This is a genomic window from Cerasicoccus sp. TK19100 (assembly GCF_027257155.1).
Taxonomy (GTDB): domain Bacteria; phylum Verrucomicrobiota; class Verrucomicrobiia; order Opitutales; family Cerasicoccaceae; genus Cerasicoccus; species Cerasicoccus fimbriatus.
The window spans coordinates 349,254-366,413 of the sequence record NZ_JAPWDU010000006.1 but is presented as its reverse complement, the minus strand read 5'-3'; the positions used below and the strand labels follow the sequence as shown (position 1 = coordinate 366,413).

Here is a 17,160-nt window from a genome sequence, read left to right as displayed (position 1 = left end):
TGCGATTAACCGAGCAGGTCGGATTCAGTGCGGAGGCGTTGGCGCAGGCTCGCCATGGCGGTGTGGACGAGGTAGCCGACGTTGGTCACGGAGAGGTCCAGCACGTCGGCAATTTCCCGGTAAGAAAGCTGGGCCTGGAACTTGAGGCGCAGCACTTCGCGTTGGTTAGGCGGCAGCTGGTCCATGTGGGCAAAGACCGCCGCGGCGCTGTCGGCGATTTCGGTGGTCTCGACCGGTGAGGCGGTCTCGGCCTGCCCGGGGTGGGTTTCGGGTAGATCGGCACCAGTCTTCATCCGACCCTCCTTACGAAACTGGTCAATGACGCGCGACCGGCAGACCTTGAATAGCCAGGGGCCCAGGCGGTCATCGGGTTCAATTGGCTCGGCGCGCTCAGCGAGCCGGAGAAAGGTGTCCTGGACAGCGTCCTGGGAGCGGTGCACGCATCCACAGAGCGAATACGCGTAGCGCGAAAGCGGTTTGGAATAAATTTCAATAGCCCGCGTAAGCTGCGGGCGGGTGGCGGCGGATAGTGAGTCATCTCCCATCTGAGTTTGATTGTGTCTTTCACTCGGCTCAGGTGAAGCCGATTTAAAAGGGATACGATCCAGCTCAGGTTTTCTTAGGAGAAATTTTCAGAAAAATGCTCACCGCAAAACAAAGCCCCGAAAACAGGCCTCCAAATAGATTGCGATGCGTTCAAAATCGACGCGAGCCAACACTCCATGAAGCCATAACTCGACCATTCACCAGAGCTGATGTCGAGCCACCGAGGTTGAAAACGCTAGACACCTATTCCAAACTGGCATTCAGCCGCACAAAAGATTGCCCATTGAGTTGTGTGCTGCTGCGCCAGGTGTGGAGCCAGTGCGTCGCGTCCAATGGGGTCACTTCGTAGGTGTGCGCTGCCGGGGCCCAGCCTGCGCGAGTGCCAAGACTGCGGCTTGCCTCAAAGTCGATCACGAGGTCGGCCGGGAAGATTTCGTGGCTCATGACCATTTCCAGAACAAGCTGGTTCTGCTCCACTCGCGCTTGCTGTCGCAATGGCGAACCGGCAGAGGGATCGCTCGATGCCAGGTATTCCAAGATGAGTGGCACGCCGTCGCCATCGGTATCGTCATCGGGCAGAAACTGCGTCAACGCACGCTCACCGCACCAGGCAAGAAAGGTATTGGGCTGCGGCGAGACGCCATCGAATGGATCGGTGTCGTAAAGATCGATTTCCAGGCCGTCCTGTATCAAGTCCCCGTCGCTATCGGCGGTGTAGAGGGCGTTGTTCAGCGCGTTGCCCGGTGAGGCATGCAAGCGATGGCAACCGGGCGTTTCCGCGGGCTGCCTCATCTTCTGTGCAAGGCGGTAAACGAGTAATTCGTTGGCGGAGTCTTCGGCGATGTTGATCGTTTCCAGCGGGTCGTTTTCCAGATCAAAAAGCTCGCGCAAGGTGACCTCGCCGTCGTTGCCCAGCCACTCGATGTAGCGGTGCGTGCGGGTGCGGTAGCTGTAACCGTAGGGGCCGTTGCGATAGGTCGTAATTGCGCCAAAGCGAAGGTCGGCCGTTGGATCGGCCAGGATCGGCGTGAGGCTTTTTCCGCGCTGGGGTAACGTTGCGCGGCCGTGCACCGTTTGCAGCTCGGCAGGCAGTGGCTGCTCTGGCAGCGGCAGCCCCGCCAGCTCGCAAAGCGTCGGGTAGATATCGAGCATCGTCACCGGGCTGTCGCTGACGATCCCCGGCGTGAGGGCACCCGGTGCCTTCAGGATAAACGGAAACCGCGCCGCCTGCTCGAACGGCGTATGCTTGCCCCACTTCAGGTGGTCGCCGAGGTGGAAGCCGTGATCACCGATCACGATGACGATCGTGTCGTCGGCCACGCCCTGTGCATCGAGTTCGTCGAGCAGCCGTCCGATCTGGTGATCCACGAACGACGTGCACGCATAGTAGCCATGCAACAGCTCCTTCTGGTTCGCCTCGGAAAGCTGGTGCGGCTCGTAGGGGCCATCCCACGCAAAGGGCTCGGCGAAGCCCTCGGCATCGGTGTTGAGCGCGTAGTAATTCTCCAGCTCGTGCACGTTGTCATAAGCCGCCCAGACGCGGTTCTCCCCACGCGTCTGCACGGGATCGATCTGGAAATCGTCGCGTTCGTAAAGGTCCCAATAAGCCGTGGGCGCGAGAAATGGCAGGTGCGGCCGCGCAAAGCCCACGCCAATAAAAAACGGCTTACCCGTCTCGTTGTATTGCGTGGCGAGCGAGTCAATCAAATCCACCGCCAGGCCACCGCGCACGCCGTCGGCAAACTTGCTTTCATCGCCGTCTTTGGCTTCCGCCGCCAGCGGCCAGCGCCGTCCGTTGCGATCCGTAATCTGCGTCGAGCCGATTTTACCGCCGCCGTAATTAAAGGGCAACGACCACGACAACGCGTCTTCAACCGTCGCTGTGCCATCACCCACCGTGCGGTGATCATGCCATTTGCCAACGGCAACGGTCTCATAGCCATGCTCGCGGAAATGCTGCGGCAAAAACACGGCATCGGGCAGCGTGTCACGGATCAGCTCAAAGCCGGTCACACCGTTTTCCTCCGGCATGAGGCCGGTCGTCATACTCGCGCGCGAGGCCCCGCAAACCGGCCATTGGCAATGCGCGCTGTTAAAGACAATGCCTTCGTCGGCCAGGCGGTCGAAATTCGGCGTCACGGCCAAGTCATCACCGTAGCAGCCCAGCGTCGGCTTGAGGTCATCCACGATGATGAAAAGCACGTTGGGCGGCGAGGCACACACCAACCCGCTGGCGGCCAAGCAAAGCAAAGCACAGAACCAGCGATTAACAAAGAAACGAAAAAGCATGGGCATTCACGGGGAACACCCACCCTGCCGCAAGCCGGGTCCCGCCTCAACCGCTCCGGCCCGAAACCATATCCAAGGCGCGCGGCAGCAGACGTAACCACATCTTGACGCCTGATCGGTTGCAATTTTCGCCAAAAGCCATCCTATTACCGGCATGAAGCATTACAACTACCAGCAGACGCTTGAGCAAATCTGGCAAAAAGCCGTCGACCAATACAAGGCAGGTCAACGCGGCTCGGACACCTATTTTACCGCCGAGGAAACCCAGTGGCTTCGCGACAACGGCATCACCCCACAGGAAATTTACGACTTCGCCGAGGACTACTCCCGTGGCGGCGACCCCGACTTCCTGACCTTCGCGCTCGTCACCGATGTGCGCCGCTCCTACTTCCTCAAGGTCATGAATGGCGAATACACCGGCAAGACCATCGACCCGTCCGAATACCCGGCCAAGACTGACGAAGTCGACGGCATCGTCTGGCTGCCCCGACTCATTGCTAAGGCCAAGGCTAAGCTCCGCGGCGAACTGGACCTCGACACCATGTACGGCTGCGGCGGCGACCGGAAATTCTTCCAGACCCACGACATCGCGCCGTCTGATTTCCTCCGCTACGTGGAGCAGCATATGGACGACGACCAAGCCGTAGTCGACTGGGTCAAGGCGCGCTCGGCCGAACTCAACGCGGCCTCGGTTTAAGCGCCACGACCCTGGTTCATTTTATAAGCCCGACTGGATGCAGTCGGGCTTTACTCTATCTACCTTGCAAGGTATCCTGCCAATCCACGACAAAAGCCCCATGAGCAACTATCAATACCACCAAACCCTGCACAAACTCTGGCAAAAAGCCGTTGATCAATACGCAGCGGGCCAGCGAGATTCGGCGACCTACTTTACCCGAGAGGAAGCCCAGTGGCTCGCGGACAACGGCGTGACCCCGCAGGAAATTTACGACTTTGCCGAAGACTATAATTCCGTCGGCGATCCAGACTTTAACACCTTCGCCATGATCACCGATGTGCGCCGGTCGTATTTCAAAAATCAGCTCAAGGGCCAGCGCAGCGGCAAGCAGATTGACCCCGCCGAACTCCCCGCCAAAGACGCTGAAGCCGATGGATTTGTCTGGCTGCCGCGCATCATCGCCAAAGCCCGCGCGAAGCTCAAGGGCGAGCTCGACAACGACACCATGTACAGCTGCGGCGGCGACCGGAAATTCCTCCAACGCCACGACATCCACCCTGCGCAGTTTTTAAAAGTGGTAGCCGATCACTTCGACGACGACTCCGCCATCGTGGCCTGGGTAAAGCGGCACACGGGCAAGGCGTAGGCCGCCGGGAATATTTGAGTGCGATCCCTCCTCTATTGAGTAACAGCGAGAACTCATGAATTCAAGATTGCCCGACACGGGGTAAATCTGGTTCGCTATTCAATCACATGTTCCATTACAAGAGACCTCTCATTCTCTCTATCCTGACGCTGGCCGCACTGCCAACCGGCGCGCTGCACGCAGCCAAGGTGCTGCCCGTGCTAAACGATTATTTCCAGACTTACCCGTTGTACGCCAGCAACCCGAACGCCACCATCGACCTCAACGAATTATTCAGCACAGAGGAAATTGCAGATCAGGCCGTGCGATTTACCTCCATTTTCAGCATCGGCGAAAACCCGCTGGTCATCGATATGGCATTGTTTAACAGCACACCGGAAAGCCGCGACAACTTCCTGACCTACGTCAACAGCGGTGCCTACGATAACCAGATCATCCACCGCCGGCCAACGTCGGATTTCGTCGCGCAGGGTGGCGGCTTTGTCTACAACTCCACCGATGTTCGCATCGACTCCGTTACCACCAACGACCCCGTCGTCAACGAATTCGGCATCTCCAACACGCGCTGGACCGTGGCCATGGCGAAAGTTGGTGGCGATCCCGACAGCGCCACCAGCCAGTGGTTCATCAACATCAACCAGAACTCGGCCAACCTCGACTTCCAAAACGGCGGCTTCACCGTTTTTGCCCGCGTGCTGCAATCCGCGCAGGACGATACCAGCGCGCTGACCTCGACCGCCAATTTCCCAGTCTACGACGTACGCAACATCCTCGGCAGTCCCTTCGGCGAAATGCCGCTCATTAACTATGATGGCGAAAATTTGACCCCCAACAATTTAAACCTGTTAACCACAGCGACATTAGTGGATGTCGCCCCCGCCGACGCCGGCGAATCCACCGACCTGACTTTCACGCTCGACAGCAATTCCGACCCCGACGCGATCCAAGCGAGCATCAATGGCTCGGAGGAGCTAATCCTCTCTGCGCCAGCCGATCAGTTTGGCGATTCCACCATCACCATCACCGCCACCGACAGCGTCGGCAACGAAGTCACCCATCAATTCGTCGTGGTCGTGGAAAATGACTTCGCCTACTGGCGCGTCCAAAACTTCTCCGGCCCCGACGCCACTAACGACAACATCAGCGGCCCTTACGCCGATCCAAACAACGATGGCTATACGAACCTGGAAGACTATTCGGTTAGCGCAATCGTTCAGGGTAACAGAGGGCCGCAATCGATCGACACTTTTCAATTAAACGAAACCGATGGCGCGCCGACCTTTACCTTTGAATTTCGCAACGACCTCGGTGACTTGACATACGACTTCCAATACAGCCCCGACTTGGGCGTAACGCCTTGGACAACCATCCCCTATAGCGTGACCAATCGCATCACCGATGGCGTCCTGGATACAATCACGATCAAGCTCGATGACTCGGGCGTCACAGACAGCAGCAACGCCTTTTACCGCCGCGTTCTCAACCACACGCCGAATCCGGTTCCCAGCACACCCTAAAACAACTCAGACTGCCGCGCGTCCTTGCCGCCTTCCAGATAGCTTTGGTAGCGCTTACGCCAGTCGTCGATTTTGCGCAGATAGTAGTCGGTGTCCACGGGGGCTTTCTCCGCATCGTATTCATCAATACCACGCGCGACTTGCCAGTCCGGGTTCTTCTTTTTCTCGCCGGTGGTTATGTAATACGTGACGGACTCGCCCATGCGCGGCATCGGGTCCATGCGCAAGGCAACCTCCAGCGAGGCGCGGCGAGACTTGCCCCCCTGCTCCACCGCCTTCTTGTAGGCCTCGGGGTTTTGCGAAAGAAACTCTCGCTTGGCCAAGCGCTTGACGGAGATCTTGCCCGCCGCGAGGTCCGCGCGAATCTCGGTTTCCAGTGCTTCGGGCGTGTCTTCGGTCGCGCCGAGGGATGAGTAAATCAGCCGCTTAGTCAGGTCCTTTAAAATCGGTTCCATGCCGCGTGAGCGCAAGGCGCTGCCGGCGATACTGACCTTCTCGCCGTCGTAGAGCGCGTAGTTCTTGGCCTTGTAGCAGAACATCGCCTGGTAGCTGCCGTCGTATTCCAGCTCAATGCCATCGGGCAGCACCGAACATACTTTGCGAAGCAAAGCTTCCGGGTCGCCAAAGTCTTTTTCCGACGACACATAGATGCCGTCCGTGTCCGCCTCCAGCACCAGGCAATCGAGGCGCTCGAACTCCGCGATCAGCTTTTGCAGGAGCTCGCGGCCCTGCTTGGTAACCTCCGCTGCCAGGTCGCCATCGGCAAAGCGCGCCCCGGCAAACCCGAGGTAGCCGTAGAAGGAATTGATAAGGATTTTATAGCTCGCCTGCCGCGCGTTGTACTCCTGCTGGAGCACGGGATCGGCCTCCTCGCGCGCCAGCTTTTTGTAGCGCAAGCGGTAGTCCTTCAGCTCAGTGAGCAGCGGGATAAAGACGCCCAGCGAGTCGTTCTCCGGGTTGCGGCCGATATGCAGCAGCAGGCTCGGATACAGCGAAGCCACGTCGAAATGCATCACGTGATGAAAGACTCCCTCGACAAAACTTTTGCTAAAAGCACCAACGTAGGGCTTCACCTCGGGCGGGGCTGGGATCGCGTGATTAGCGTGGTAATATTTGTCGAGAAACAGCAGGTCGACCTTCGAGCCCGTGCCCCGCAGACAGGCCTCCTGCAACGCCATGGGGAATACCTGCACCTGCGCCACGTAGGTCGGCAAAAGTAGCTCGGCAATGCCCTTGGTCTCGCGGAGGTCGTCCTTCAAATACGCGCGGAACGTCTCGCGATCCTCGGTGAACATCACCTGGATTTTCTCCGGCGAGATGTAGGTGCGCTCGTCAGCCTCGGTGGTCACCTTCAGGTAGCGCGCGGCGGCCTTGAGCGTGTAGCTGGGCAAGTCCCGCGTAGTCACGTCAAATAGTTGAATGGCCAGGAACGTGTCGAACACCGTGCGCCCCGGGATGTCGCAACGCGGGAAATCAATCCACCGTTCAGCAATGCGAATGCGGCTGCTGCGGAAGCTCGCGTTTTGCCCAAACCGACCCCAGGCACAGGGGACCTTCATGCGCTTGCAGCGCGTTTTCAGAAAGTCCAAGTCGAACTTGAAAATGTTGTGCCCTTCGATGACGTCCGGGTCCAGCTCGGCCAGCGTAACGTTGAGCGACTCCAGCAGCGCTCGCTCGCCGTCGTCGTCCATGGTCTCGATTTCCAGCAGGCGCACTTCGTCGCCAAAGCGCAGCCCAATGGCGATGACGCGGTCTTTCTTCTTGCGCGCGTCGGGGAACGAGCCTGGGTCTTCGCTGTGCGTTTCAATGTCCAGCTGCACACGGCGCACCTGCTGGAAGGTTAACCCCTGAAACAACCGCCGCCCGCTGGCGAGCAGGTATTGATGCTCGATTGGGCGCAGCCACTCCATGGCCGCCTCGGTCTTGTGCGCCTTGGAGAAGTCTGCCAGTTCGCCCGGCTTGGCAAAAGACTTGCGCCAGGCAAACGCACCCTCCCCGTCCAGATCCTCCGCCCCCGGCAAATCCGCCGACAACCACATGAATGGCTCAAATGCCTCGGCTTGAAACGTGCGCGGCTGCTCGCCGTCCACTGCGGCGACATGGGCTTGCCCATCCGCGTCCAACCAGACGCCGGCGATGGGGAGGTCTTCTGAAGTATTACTCACGCTCCACAGGCAAGCGTATACCTGCACATACGTCTAGCATATAAAGTCGGTTTGGCGGGCGGGCTTTCACGATGTTTCGTCCGAACTGTGAGAGCTATCGCAGAGAGGCGGCAGTCTGGGAGTTGATAGCTCCCCTGCCTAGCTCGACTTGCTATGCTTTTTTATCTTGGTAATACCTGATTGCCCAGGAGGAAATAGATAGCCGGTAGAAAGAACTTAGGATCAGAGGCATTGCAGCCTATTTCACTCTCAGTATTTCCGGCCCCGCGAACTTCTTCGCCATTGAAAAATGCTTTGAACTCATAAAGTTCACTTGTCCCAATCTTGTATTGAGCAACTACCTGTATGTCAGTAAGGCCATGGTTTTTGAGCTGTTCCAGATACCTCTCTCTCTCGCCGTCGCTCTCAAAATCAGTCAGCACCTTGCCTTCCTGAATCGCAGGGAAGAGGAAAAGCCAACCAGCATAGGCAAACAGCAAGAGATCGTCCGGAATTTTCTCAACATCATCACCTAAAAAAGACCAAGTAACCGGGTTGACAAATCCTCTTCCACTAAAGCCATTGGGCATCTGATACCTGAATAATTGAATCTTGGTTTTGCCATAGTTCATCAGGGAGACGTGATACTCTTTGATGTGCGATATCTCAGAAGGAACCTCTCCGAATTCATTCGGGTGAGCCAGCCACTTGCGTAGCTCCTCTTTTTCTTTCTCAAACTTATTTCCGAATAATTTGAACATTTTTATCTTTATTGAACGATGAGGAGTCTCAAGGAGTGAGCGACGCAGGAGCGAGCGGAGTTGAGACCTCCGACTGGTTGGGATTGAGCAGTGCAAAGGCTTCAAATGGTAGATTGATGGGGAGTGAGCCAAAGCGGAGAGACTTTATGTTTCCTGAAAATGGGTTCTGAGTAGCAATGCCATCGACTAGCGTAAGAGTGCATGCTGACTGGTCTTCTTTTACAGATATCTCGTAGCTATTTGATGATACAAACAAAAATCTTCCAGAATCGAAGTTAACGAAAAATATCCTCCTTTTTTCGTCTAAGGCTGGTCTGAAAATGTGGAATCCAGGAAGATAGACTATAAGTGATTCGCTTCTATGGTAAAGGGCGTCGATTGTCGTTGGCAGCAACTCAAGTGTCTTGGTCCCTAAATTTACTTTTTTTTCTGGGTCGCCTGTTACCTCGCTATAAATGATTTGGTTGGCAGAGTGTAGCATCCACTGCTTACCATCATACTTTGCCGATTGAGCATAGATTTCATCGGTGACCCTAAACTCGTTATTGAGGACGCATACCCTGACGCATTTAATTTCTTCCTTTTTTTCTGTTTCTAGGAACGAGATTAACGCGTTCGAATCATGGATATAGATAGTCTGAAAGATATTTTCTGCGCCGTATGTTAAGCTCGCGGCAACAAAAAGCGCAAGTATGATGGCAGATTTCATTTTTCCCAACGGTGAGGGTATGTGGCGAAAATGCGCCAGCATTTTTCGTCACATATCCCGATTTGTTAGCTTTCTATTCTTCGTCAGGGACAAATGCGTTGATGAATAGGTCAAGATTATCAGATATGAATTCCTCATTCTTGTGAAAGAGTTCTTCATCGTGAGGTAGGCCAAGCTGGGCCATTCCAACATGGTCTTCTTCGTGATCCCAGAAATAAATCTTCCCGAAACGCGCACCATGTATGCCAATGCAATATTGATTTCCAAACGAATCCGATCCAATCGCCATCAGGTCTTGCGAGATTCTTTCATCATAAATATCTTTCATTCTAGGAAGTTCAGATATTTCGTAAATATACAACTGAGTGAAATGTAGCTCTGGAATGTAGCAATCAGGCTCATAGACTCCATTAGTCTTTGCGTAGAATGTAAGTAATTCTGGTGGTGCCGAACTTGGAAATAAGGCTACGAGCTGTTCAAGCTCATTGCGCGACGCTGGTTTTCCTGTTTCGTGAAATTCCATGCTCTAGCTAACAGTATTTTTTATGCGACGCGAACGTTCACATAACGGCGTGGAGTGGCGCGCAGGAAGTGCCAAATAGGTTGTGGGTAGCTAGGTCTGTGGTGATCAGGCATTAGAAGAAGCCTAGGTGTAATGTCCAACCAGTAAACGGTAAAGTACTTTTAAACGGAACCTGGTAAACGTGACAAGCACAAAAGCATAAAAATTTGTTCATTGTTACGATTCTGAAACCACGGCTTTGCAATCGAATTATCAGCCCCTCGCAATCGAATTATCAGCCCTTGGTAATCGGATTATCACGCCTTTAGGATTACATTAGAAAGGCTTGGTGATCGGATCTTAAAGCCCTTACAATTGGATTACTAAGGCTTGGTAATTGTCTCCTAACCCCGTAGTAATCGAATTACCAAGGCCTCGGTATTTGATTCCCACGCCGTGTCCATTGGCTGGCTTTGGGTCTTCGGGTCTTGGCGTGGACATCCGGCGTCCCATTACCCTTCGTTCCCTCCGTATTCTTCGTGGTAAATACCGCGCATGGCCCCACCGAACGAAAGCGCCTTGACAGCGAATTTCTCAAGTTCTGAATAACACACTTTTTGCGCACAATGAAATTTCACAAATACCACGCCCTCGGCAACGACTACCTTGTCCTCGACCCCGCGGACGGCGAGCTACCCACGCCGCAGCAAACCGTCGCCATCTGCCACCGTAATTTCGGGCTCGGCTCGGACGGCATTCTCTACGGCCCCCTGCCCACCGAAAAGGCGGACTTCGGCCTGCAAATCTGGAACCCCGACGGCTCCGAAGCGGAAAAGAGCGGCAACGGCCTGCGCATTTTCGCAAAATACCTTTTCGACCAGGGCAAAGTCACCGACCAGCCTTTCACCGTCGATACTCTCGGCGGCGTGGTGACCGTCGAAATCCACGATGGCGGTGCCTCGATCGAGGTCGAAATGGGCAAAGTTTCCTTCCACAGCGACGTGATTCCCGTCAACGGCCCGTCCCGCGAAGTCCTCAACGAAGACGTCGAGATCAACGGCCAGACCTATCAATTTTACGCCGCCACGATCGGCAACCCACACGTCGTCCTGCCGCTGGAAAGCCACAGTAAAAAGCTGGCCTGCGAGCTCGGCCCGGTCCTGGAAAACATGACCAGCCGCTTCCCCAACCGCACCAACGTGCAGCTGCTCAAAGTCCTGGACCGCAACAACATCCAGATCGAAATCTGGGAGCGCGGTGCGGGCTACACCCTGGCCTCCGGCTCGTCGAGCAGCGCCGCGGCCGCCGTCGCCCACAAAATGGGAGCCTGCGATGACCGCATCCTGGTGCACTGCCCGGGCGGCGATATCCAGATCAACATCGGCGAGGACTACGCCGTGACCATGACCGGCCCCGCAACCCGCGTGGGCGAGTTCTTCATGGACGAAGCCGTGGCCGACCAAGTCATTCCCGGTTAATCCCTTGCGCTACCTCGCCATTTCGGCATACTATTAGCAACGAATCACCCATGAGACCGAATTCACAACCGAAAGCCAAGGCGGCGCTACTCGGCGTTGGCCTCGATAATCAGGACGGCCACAAGCGCATCACCAAGGCGGAGAAGTTTGCCGTGGTCGGCGGATCCGAGGAGACTCACGAACGCATGACTGAGACCCTCATCAAGACCTGTGAGGATCTCAAGCGTCGTGGCCGCGAGCTGGAAGACGCTGCGCCCAAGGAAGTGGCGGAATTATTGCATAAAAATACGCCGCGCTAAGCCCAGGGTGCGAAGATTGGGATTGCGGCCCGCCGAAAATCCCTAAAAAGTTGATGTTTGCAGCATTTATGCGCTTTCCAAGCGCTTGACATACCCAACTCACTTTGAAATCGTTGAACTATGAGTGACTCCAACCCGGACAAGCCTACCCCACAATCAGAATCTGAAAAAGAGCGTATAGCCAAGATCGCCGCGAGCCTTCCCGGTGAAATCGTCTCTCACGATGCGGCCTTCCCCAAGAAGCGTCAGCGTCCCAAGGCCCGTCTCCCCGAAACGGTTCGCCAAAAGATTGAAACCGACGTTTCCGAGGAAGCCGCCAAGGACAAGGCTGCCGACGCGCCGAAAGCACCCGCCGAAAAGCCCAAGTTTAAGGTAACCCGCTCGCCTTTCGCACCCCGCATCGACCAAACCGCCAAGCCCGCGGACACTTGGGGCGACGAAGAGGAAACCGCCAAGGCCGAAAAGAAGCCCGAAGTGGCGAAAAAGGCCGAGCCGGAAGTCGCCAAAAAGCCTGAGCCAGTTGAAAAGACGACTGAGCCCGAGGTTAAGAAGTTTGAGCCCAAGCCCATCCCGCGCCCGACTCCAACCAAGATGGACATCTCCCGCGCGCCGATAAAGGCAGAGGCCAAGGCCGAGCCCGCCAAGGAAGAGCCCAAGGAGGCCCCGAAGCCGGCAGTCCAACCCGCAGCCAAGGAAGCACCCAAGCCGGCGGCGAAGGAAGAGCCCAAGCCAGTCGCCAAACCAGCCGAGGAAAAGCCCGCCATCCAGCAGGCCAAGCCAGCAGCCAAACAACCATTGCCCACACCGGTCGCCAAGGCCGCACCATCCAAGCTTCCTCAGCCCGTCGCCAAGAAGGACGATGGCGCACCGGCCAAGCTGCCCGTCCCTTCCGCCAAGCCCGCTGGCTCCGCCCCGCGCACGGCACCGCGCCCAAAGGCCGCTCCGGCCCCCGGCCGCCAGGCTCAGCAGCCCGTGGAAGAAGAAAGCTCCGGCATGAATATTGTGTGGGTCGCGTTTGACGCAGTCGCCGCAGTGGCTTCACTCGTGTTTGCCGCTCTCGTATTTATGAACATGGGCGGGTAAGGATTCCGGATCAACCACGACCAAGATTCACATGGCAACATCAGAAAAAATTAAAGAACTCGACTCAAGCAGCTTCGACAGCGAAGTCCTGGAAGCCAGCACTCCCGTGCTCGTAGACTTCTGGGCACCGTGGTGCGGCCCTTGCAAAATGCTGGCACCCATCCTCGATGAGCTCGCCGGAGAACTCGACGGCAAGATCAAGATATGCAAGGTCGACGTGGAAGAAAACACCGACCTTGCCGCCAAGTATGGCGTCAATCGCCTGCCCACCATGCTCGTTTACAAGGACGGTGCGGTGGCAGACCAGATCATTGGCATGACCAGCAAGGCCGAACTTAGCGACCGCCTTGCGAAGCTCGCTTAAGCGCGATCATACGTCACATTTTCCAATCCCGCAGCGCCCAGCGTTGCGGGATTTTTTTTTGGGGGGGCCCAGCCAGCTGTAATTTAAAACAGGAAGATCGGGAAGAACGGAAAGTTGGGAGAGAGCTCAGTTGCGACTCTATGGCTTCCCGTTCTTCCCGATCTTCCTGTTAAATATAATCGAATTAAAATCGGGCTACAGCACGAGCCCGATCGAAACGAGGCCGCTGTAGAAAAGCAGCAGCTTTGCCGTTTGCGCCAGGACGAGCTGGAAGTCGGCCCGGGTGCGGCTTCGCTTAAGCAGCACGCATAAAAATATCGCAAAGGGCGTCATGATCAGCGGCATAAACAGTGTCACCCCAAAGCCAGTGAGAGCCAAGCTTGCCGGGATGCCAAAAGCCAAGAGGACGCTAGCGCAGTATTGGGTCCAAGCCACCGGGCGACCAAAGCGAACCACCAAAGTGCGCTTTCCAGCGACGCGGTCGGTATCGACATCGCGGTAATTATTCACCACGAGCAGATTCGTCGACAACGCCCCAACCCCGGCTCCCAGCAGCCAAGCCACCGTCGAAAAGCTGCCAGCCTGCACGTAATAAGTGAAACCAACCGCCACGAGCCCGAAGAATATAAACACGAAGACGTCGCCCAAGCCATTGTAGCCCAACGGGTAAGGACCACCCGTATAGGCCACGGCGCAAACAATGCTCAGCAGGCCAATGGCCACCAGCCACCAACCGCCCCAAAACACCAAGGCCAGCCCCACGCAAAACGCCAGCACCAGCACAAGAATCGTGGCGGTGCGCATCGCCGCAGGAGAAATCAAACCAGCCGCCACCGCGCGGGTGGGCCCAATGCGCTCCTCGGTGTCCGCGCCCTGCACGAAGTCGAAGTAGTCGTTGGCAAAATTGGTGCCGATCTGGATCAACAAGGCGAAAAATAGGCAGATCACTGCCGGCGCGGTTTCAAACACGCCGTCATGCGCCGCCAAGGCTGCGCCAACCAATACTGGAGCAATCGCGGCGGGCAACGTCTTAGGCCGCGCCGCCAATATCCAGGCGCCGATCTTCATCGCAAATGTGCTGCCGCTTACAGCGGCTTAGCCATGATCTGTACTCGGCGCGTGTAAGTCTGACCATACTGGGCAACCAAGTCATGCCAGCCACCCACATCGATCGATCCGCTCATTTTATCGACGTCGTGCATGATGCTCATGCCCTCGGGCGAGATAACCGTCAGCGAGATATCGACAAATTCCAGAGTGCCGGATTCACCGGGCTTTTGGTCAATGATCAAACGGTCGGTGTATATGAAATCTAACGGGGTTCCGCTTGCGTCTCCCGTGTTGGTGATCGCACGATAGTCCAGCCGTCCCGTGGTTGAATCGATAGTGGAATACCAGAAGATCACGCTCAGATCGACAATACCGGCGGCGAGAAAATTCTCCATCTCCAGAATCAGCGAATCGACGCCGGGGCTTGAGCCCTTGGGGACCTTTAAGCCGGTCTCATCGATATAGCCGAACTTGTTAGCATCCATCATATCATAAAGCTTCAGCGGCTCCCCCGGAGTATCACTGGTTTGCGACATGATATCGGTGAACGTCGATTCCGAATCGACGACAAAGCGGTAGAGTCCGAACATCGGAAAATCAGTTGGAACGCTTGTGCCCTTGGTCACCGGATCCTGATAAACCATACGGTAGGCCACCGCACAAATGTCGCCATACACCGTGTTGGTGGCATAGCTATTGACACCGCCACTACCACTGTAGCGCGGACGGTCTTCCACGCGGGCGAGAAAGTAAAGCTCCGGCATTTCGGGAATTGCGTCCGTGTATTCCAAACCGCCCTTTTTCGGTGGTTTATACCTAACCTGCACCCAGCAGAAATCACGATTACGCAGTACCATTGTGCCCAAATCGGTTTCGAGCACATCCAGCGCAATACGCGCCTCATAATTGGATGTCAGCTGGCCGGTGGACTTATTCCAGACCGACAGCACATTGGTCGTGAGGCTGAGCACGATCAGGATGACCACCGTCATGATGCCGGTGGCGGCAAGAATTTCGATGAGGGTAAAACCGCGCGCTTGTTTAGCGTGTTTCTTCATATTTATCGGAGCTTGGCGGTTGTGTAGGAAAAGAGGGGTTTCGTGTTGTTCACCAAACCTTGCAGAGAGAAGCCATTCGCATCCGCAGTTTTTTCCTTGGCAGCGGTTACTTGTGCAGGGTCCACGGAGAAGATCGAAACGAGAATCGGGAAATAGCCCTGAGAGTTGATGAAGTCGTCACTGTCGAAATTGTAGGGATTCGAGCCGCTTTGCATGCCTTTTTCCAGAGCAACCACATACGCAGTGCCTCCCTCAACAACGCCGTCATTGTAATCATCCTCAAACTCCTTGACGTCTGCTGAATAAACCAATTGCGGCGGAGTCCCGTCGTATACTGTTCGTTTATTCCAAAAGTATAGCAACTTGGGCTCACGCTCATCAGTGCCGGAGCCGGAGCCTAGATGATTCTTGGCAAAAAGACGAAATTTGTCGGGGTCGGCTTGGTCAATACCCAGCTTATTGTAAATCTCGTCACTCATCAGGGCGGCATTGAGACGGGTGCGCACGCCGTTGGCCTCATTACTATCTACCACATCGCGCACCGATGACATCGTCGGCCCAAAGAGACCGAGCAACGCGAGGATCGACACCGCTATGACGCCGACAGCGAGAATGACCTCGGTCAGGGAAAAACCGGTTGAGTAACGCTTGGAGGGGTAAGTAGAACGATTCTTCATAGTCAGATTAATTCGATTAATTCTGATTCTTCTCGATTTGATCGTATTCATCAAGGTTAAGCACGCCACCAATTCGGCGAATAACAAAGCCCTTAGCCAGATAAGGATTATTCACGGTAACCTCGGCGTTGCCACTCGAGTCCAATCCGTAACTACCCGCAGTAAAGACTACCGAGCGACCAGCGAAATTTGTGGGAGGTCCTTGGGCGACATCCTGGTCGCTACGGGCAGCACCACTGTTGTCGAAGGCATAGTAATACCAATTGTTCGCCGAATCATTGGTGTTTGGGTATGCCAAAGACATCGTAGTTGGCGCAGCGGGATCGCTTTCCATGATATCGGATGAGGTATAATCGGTGCCAGCCTTCATCAACGAGCCGGCAGCGCCATCGGGCACGTAGAAAACATTTTGCGGCAGATAAACACCTGCATTGGCCGGGACCCATGCATTTGTGTCTTCATCCCAGTAAACCACGCCCATGTAGCGGAGGAATTTCTTTTCGCGATCCGTGTCTGTACCGTTGGGTTGGTCGGCGAAAATAATGACCCGGGCCTCGGTCCGGCGCATAGACGCCACGGTCCGCGCCGCCTGAAACATGCCCATTGCCGAGCTTTGGCCCGACTTCATATTGACGCCAGAATTGTTGGGCACACTTACGCCAATGATAGCTGCCATCACCGCAACAATCGCGATAACAGCCAGAAGTTCCACCAGGGAGAACCCATTACGGCGCATGGTTGCTTTGCTTACAGTCATGCTATTTCCAGGTTGCCACGTTTTCAAATTCACCGTTCTGTTCCGTGGTCCAAATCGCGACACGGGCGCGCAGCTTGCTGGCGCTGTCTTCAACCTCGATATCCGAGGGGAGCGATGCACCACTCATGTCGATAATGCCGTCGCCATCGTGATCCACCATGATGTTGATGTTGGTGTTTCCAAAAGCGTCGGCAAGGTTATCGTTTTCATCAAATTCCGAGGCACCAAACGAGTAGAAGCCGATAGCTTTTCGGTTCACGGTGCGGTCAGTCAGCTTATCACCATTGGGCTTGCGACCGCTCAAAGCACTGATGAATTCATCGTGCTTGGTCGCCGAGCCACCGATATTTTCGGCTGTGGCACTGTTCAAATTCAATGTAGTGCCCCGGGGGAAGTAGCCATACTCATTTTTGTAGGCCTCAAGTGCGGTCGCCCATCCACTGAATTGAGCCTTGGACTTGGCCTTCAGCGCGTTCTTCTTGGCACCACCGACCACCGGGATCAGGATGCCCGCAAGAATACCAATGATGGCAACAACGGTGAGCAACTCAACCAGAGTAAAGCCACGACGATTCTTAGGGGTGTAATGTTTTCTCATGAG

At 55.6% G+C, this 17,160-nt stretch carries 18 protein-coding genes; 7 read left to right on the top strand and 11 right to left on the bottom strand.

Translation table 11 applies throughout. The annotated features are described in order from the left end of the window. Positions 1-5: 5 nt before the first annotated feature. Together O3S85_RS16565 and O3S85_RS16560 are read right to left on the bottom strand one after the other, a co-directional pair. Positions 6-545, bottom strand: coding sequence for an RNA polymerase sigma factor (locus tag O3S85_RS16565; protein WP_269541875.1), 540 nt, complete (start codon positions 543-545; stop codon positions 6-8). Positions 546-789: 244 nt separating this feature from the next. Then, positions 790-2,835, bottom strand: a complete 2,046-nt coding sequence (locus O3S85_RS16560; RefSeq protein WP_269541873.1) for a sulfatase — start codon at positions 2,833-2,835, stop codon at positions 790-792. 154 nt (positions 2,836-2,989) lie between these two features. On the opposite strand from O3S85_RS16560, the gene O3S85_RS16555 reads away from it, so the two are divergent. The 3 genes from O3S85_RS16555 (at position 2,990) to O3S85_RS16545 (ending at position 5,677) form a co-directional block, all read left to right on the top strand. Further along, complete coding sequence (locus O3S85_RS16555; protein ID WP_269541871.1) at positions 2,990-3,532, top strand: DUF5069 domain-containing protein; 543 nt, start codon at positions 2,990-2,992, stop codon at positions 3,530-3,532. Positions 3,533-3,632: 100 nt separating this feature from the next. Then, the gene (locus O3S85_RS16550) at positions 3,633-4,160 is read left to right on the top strand and encodes a DUF5069 domain-containing protein (RefSeq protein ID WP_269541869.1); all 528 of its coding nucleotides are present in this window, start codon (positions 3,633-3,635) and stop codon (positions 4,158-4,160) included. Between the two features lie 107 nt (positions 4,161-4,267). Continuing rightward, positions 4,268-5,677: a peptidylprolyl isomerase gene (locus tag O3S85_RS16545; RefSeq protein WP_269541867.1), complete on the top strand. Its 1,410-nt coding sequence runs from the start codon at positions 4,268-4,270 to the stop codon at positions 5,675-5,677. On the opposite strand, the gene O3S85_RS16540 is transcribed toward O3S85_RS16545, so the two are convergent. The 4 genes from O3S85_RS16540 to O3S85_RS16525 all read right to left on the bottom strand — a co-directional run bounded on the left by O3S85_RS16540 (position 5,674) and on the right by O3S85_RS16525 (position 9,814). Beyond that, positions 5,674-7,842: a DNA polymerase domain-containing protein gene (locus tag O3S85_RS16540; RefSeq protein WP_269541865.1), complete on the bottom strand. Its 2,169-nt coding sequence runs from the start codon at positions 7,840-7,842 to the stop codon at positions 5,674-5,676. The two genes, O3S85_RS16545 and O3S85_RS16540, sit on opposite strands and share 4 nt — an antisense overlap. A 161-nt stretch (positions 7,843-8,003) precedes the next feature. Continuing rightward, positions 8,004-8,582 carry a hypothetical protein gene (locus O3S85_RS16535; RefSeq protein ID WP_269541863.1) on the bottom strand — a complete coding sequence of 193 codons (579 nt, stop codon included), beginning with the start codon at positions 8,580-8,582 and terminating at the stop codon, positions 8,004-8,006. A gap of 28 nt (positions 8,583-8,610) precedes the next feature. Continuing rightward, entirely contained in the window at positions 8,611-9,291 is a 681-nt protein-coding gene (locus tag O3S85_RS16530) for a hypothetical protein (protein WP_269541862.1), read from the bottom strand. 73 nt (positions 9,292-9,364) lie between these two features. Further along, entirely contained in the window at positions 9,365-9,814 is a 450-nt protein-coding gene (locus tag O3S85_RS16525) for an SMI1/KNR4 family protein (RefSeq protein ID WP_269541860.1), read from the bottom strand. A gap of 605 nt (positions 9,815-10,419) precedes the next feature. On the opposite strand from O3S85_RS16525, the gene dapF reads away from it, so the two are divergent. The 4 genes from dapF (at position 10,420) to trxA (ending at position 13,017) form a co-directional block, all read left to right on the top strand. Next, complete coding sequence (gene dapF, locus O3S85_RS16520) at positions 10,420-11,271, top strand: diaminopimelate epimerase (RefSeq protein WP_269541859.1); 852 nt, start codon at positions 10,420-10,422, stop codon at positions 11,269-11,271. Positions 11,272-11,321: 50 nt separating this feature from the next. Beyond that, positions 11,322-11,570, top strand: a complete 249-nt coding sequence (locus O3S85_RS16515) for a hypothetical protein (protein WP_269541857.1) — start codon at positions 11,322-11,324, stop codon at positions 11,568-11,570. 120 nt (positions 11,571-11,690) lie between these two features. Continuing rightward, the gene (locus O3S85_RS16510; RefSeq protein ID WP_269541856.1) at positions 11,691-12,653 is read left to right on the top strand and encodes a hypothetical protein; all 963 of its coding nucleotides are present in this window, start codon (positions 11,691-11,693) and stop codon (positions 12,651-12,653) included. A 31-nt stretch (positions 12,654-12,684) separates the two neighbouring features. Continuing rightward, positions 12,685-13,017: a thioredoxin gene (gene trxA, locus O3S85_RS16505; protein WP_269541854.1), complete on the top strand. Its 333-nt coding sequence runs from the start codon at positions 12,685-12,687 to the stop codon at positions 13,015-13,017. Between the two features lie 195 nt (positions 13,018-13,212). Here trxA and O3S85_RS16500 read toward each other — a convergent pair whose 3' ends face one another. Genes O3S85_RS16500 through O3S85_RS16480 form a run of 5 tightly spaced genes read right to left on the bottom strand, consistent with a single transcriptional unit; the run spans position 13,213 to position 17,157 of the window. Next, positions 13,213-14,085: a 1,4-dihydroxy-2-naphthoate polyprenyltransferase gene (locus tag O3S85_RS16500; protein ID WP_269541852.1), complete on the bottom strand. Its 873-nt coding sequence runs from the start codon at positions 14,083-14,085 to the stop codon at positions 13,213-13,215. Positions 14,086-14,102: 17 nt separating this feature from the next. Further along, entirely contained in the window at positions 14,103-15,125 is a 1,023-nt protein-coding gene (locus O3S85_RS16495; protein WP_269541850.1) for a prepilin-type N-terminal cleavage/methylation domain-containing protein, read from the bottom strand. Positions 15,126-15,127: 2 nt separating this feature from the next. Beyond that, positions 15,128-15,802, bottom strand: coding sequence for a hypothetical protein (locus O3S85_RS16490; protein ID WP_269541848.1), 675 nt, complete (start codon positions 15,800-15,802; stop codon positions 15,128-15,130). Between the two features lie 16 nt (positions 15,803-15,818). Continuing rightward, positions 15,819-16,559 carry a type II secretion system protein gene (locus O3S85_RS16485; protein ID WP_269541846.1) on the bottom strand — a complete coding sequence of 247 codons (741 nt, stop codon included), beginning with the start codon at positions 16,557-16,559 and terminating at the stop codon, positions 15,819-15,821. Between the two features lies 1 nt (position 16,560). Continuing rightward, positions 16,561-17,157, bottom strand: coding sequence for a type II secretion system protein (locus tag O3S85_RS16480; protein WP_269541844.1), 597 nt, complete (start codon positions 17,155-17,157; stop codon positions 16,561-16,563). Positions 17,158-17,160 lie beyond the last annotated feature (3 nt).

Bases quoted from the DNA above. Each gene is read 5' to 3' on its own strand.
- O3S85_RS16565 (WP_269541875.1), bottom strand. From the start codon at position 545: ATGGGAGATGACTCACTATCCGCCGCCACCCGCCCGCAGCTTACGCGG.
- O3S85_RS16560 (WP_269541873.1), bottom strand. From the start codon at position 2,835: ATGCTTTTTCGTTTCTTTGTTAATCGCTGGTTCTGTGCTTTGCTTTGC.
- O3S85_RS16555 (WP_269541871.1), top strand. From the start codon at position 2,990: ATGAAGCATTACAACTACCAGCAGACGCTTGAGCAAATCTGGCAAAAA.
- O3S85_RS16550 (WP_269541869.1), top strand. From the start codon at position 3,633: ATGAGCAACTATCAATACCACCAAACCCTGCACAAACTCTGGCAAAAA.
- O3S85_RS16545 (WP_269541867.1), top strand. From the start codon at position 4,268: ATGTTCCATTACAAGAGACCTCTCATTCTCTCTATCCTGACGCTGGCC.
- O3S85_RS16535 (WP_269541863.1), bottom strand. From the start codon at position 8,582: ATGTTCAAATTATTCGGAAATAAGTTTGAGAAAGAAAAAGAGGAGCTA.
- O3S85_RS16530 (WP_269541862.1), bottom strand. From the start codon at position 9,291: ATGAAATCTGCCATCATACTTGCGCTTTTTGTTGCCGCGAGCTTAACA.
- O3S85_RS16525 (WP_269541860.1), bottom strand. From the start codon at position 9,814: ATGGAATTTCACGAAACAGGAAAACCAGCGTCGCGCAATGAGCTTGAA.
- dapF (WP_269541859.1), top strand. From the start codon at position 10,420: ATGAAATTTCACAAATACCACGCCCTCGGCAACGACTACCTTGTCCTC.
- O3S85_RS16515 (WP_269541857.1), top strand. From the start codon at position 11,322: ATGAGACCGAATTCACAACCGAAAGCCAAGGCGGCGCTACTCGGCGTT.
- O3S85_RS16510 (WP_269541856.1), top strand. From the start codon at position 11,691: ATGAGTGACTCCAACCCGGACAAGCCTACCCCACAATCAGAATCTGAA.
- trxA (WP_269541854.1), top strand. From the start codon at position 12,685: ATGGCAACATCAGAAAAAATTAAAGAACTCGACTCAAGCAGCTTCGAC.
- O3S85_RS16500 (WP_269541852.1), bottom strand. From the start codon at position 14,085: ATGAAGATCGGCGCCTGGATATTGGCGGCGCGGCCTAAGACGTTGCCC.
- O3S85_RS16495 (WP_269541850.1), bottom strand. From the start codon at position 15,125: ATGAAGAAACACGCTAAACAAGCGCGCGGTTTTACCCTCATCGAAATT.
- O3S85_RS16490 (WP_269541848.1), bottom strand. From the start codon at position 15,802: ATGAAGAATCGTTCTACTTACCCCTCCAAGCGTTACTCAACCGGTTTT.
- O3S85_RS16485 (WP_269541846.1), bottom strand. From the start codon at position 16,559: ATGACTGTAAGCAAAGCAACCATGCGCCGTAATGGGTTCTCCCTGGTG.
- O3S85_RS16480 (WP_269541844.1), bottom strand. From the start codon at position 17,157: ATGAGAAAACATTACACCCCTAAGAATCGTCGTGGCTTTACTCTGGTT.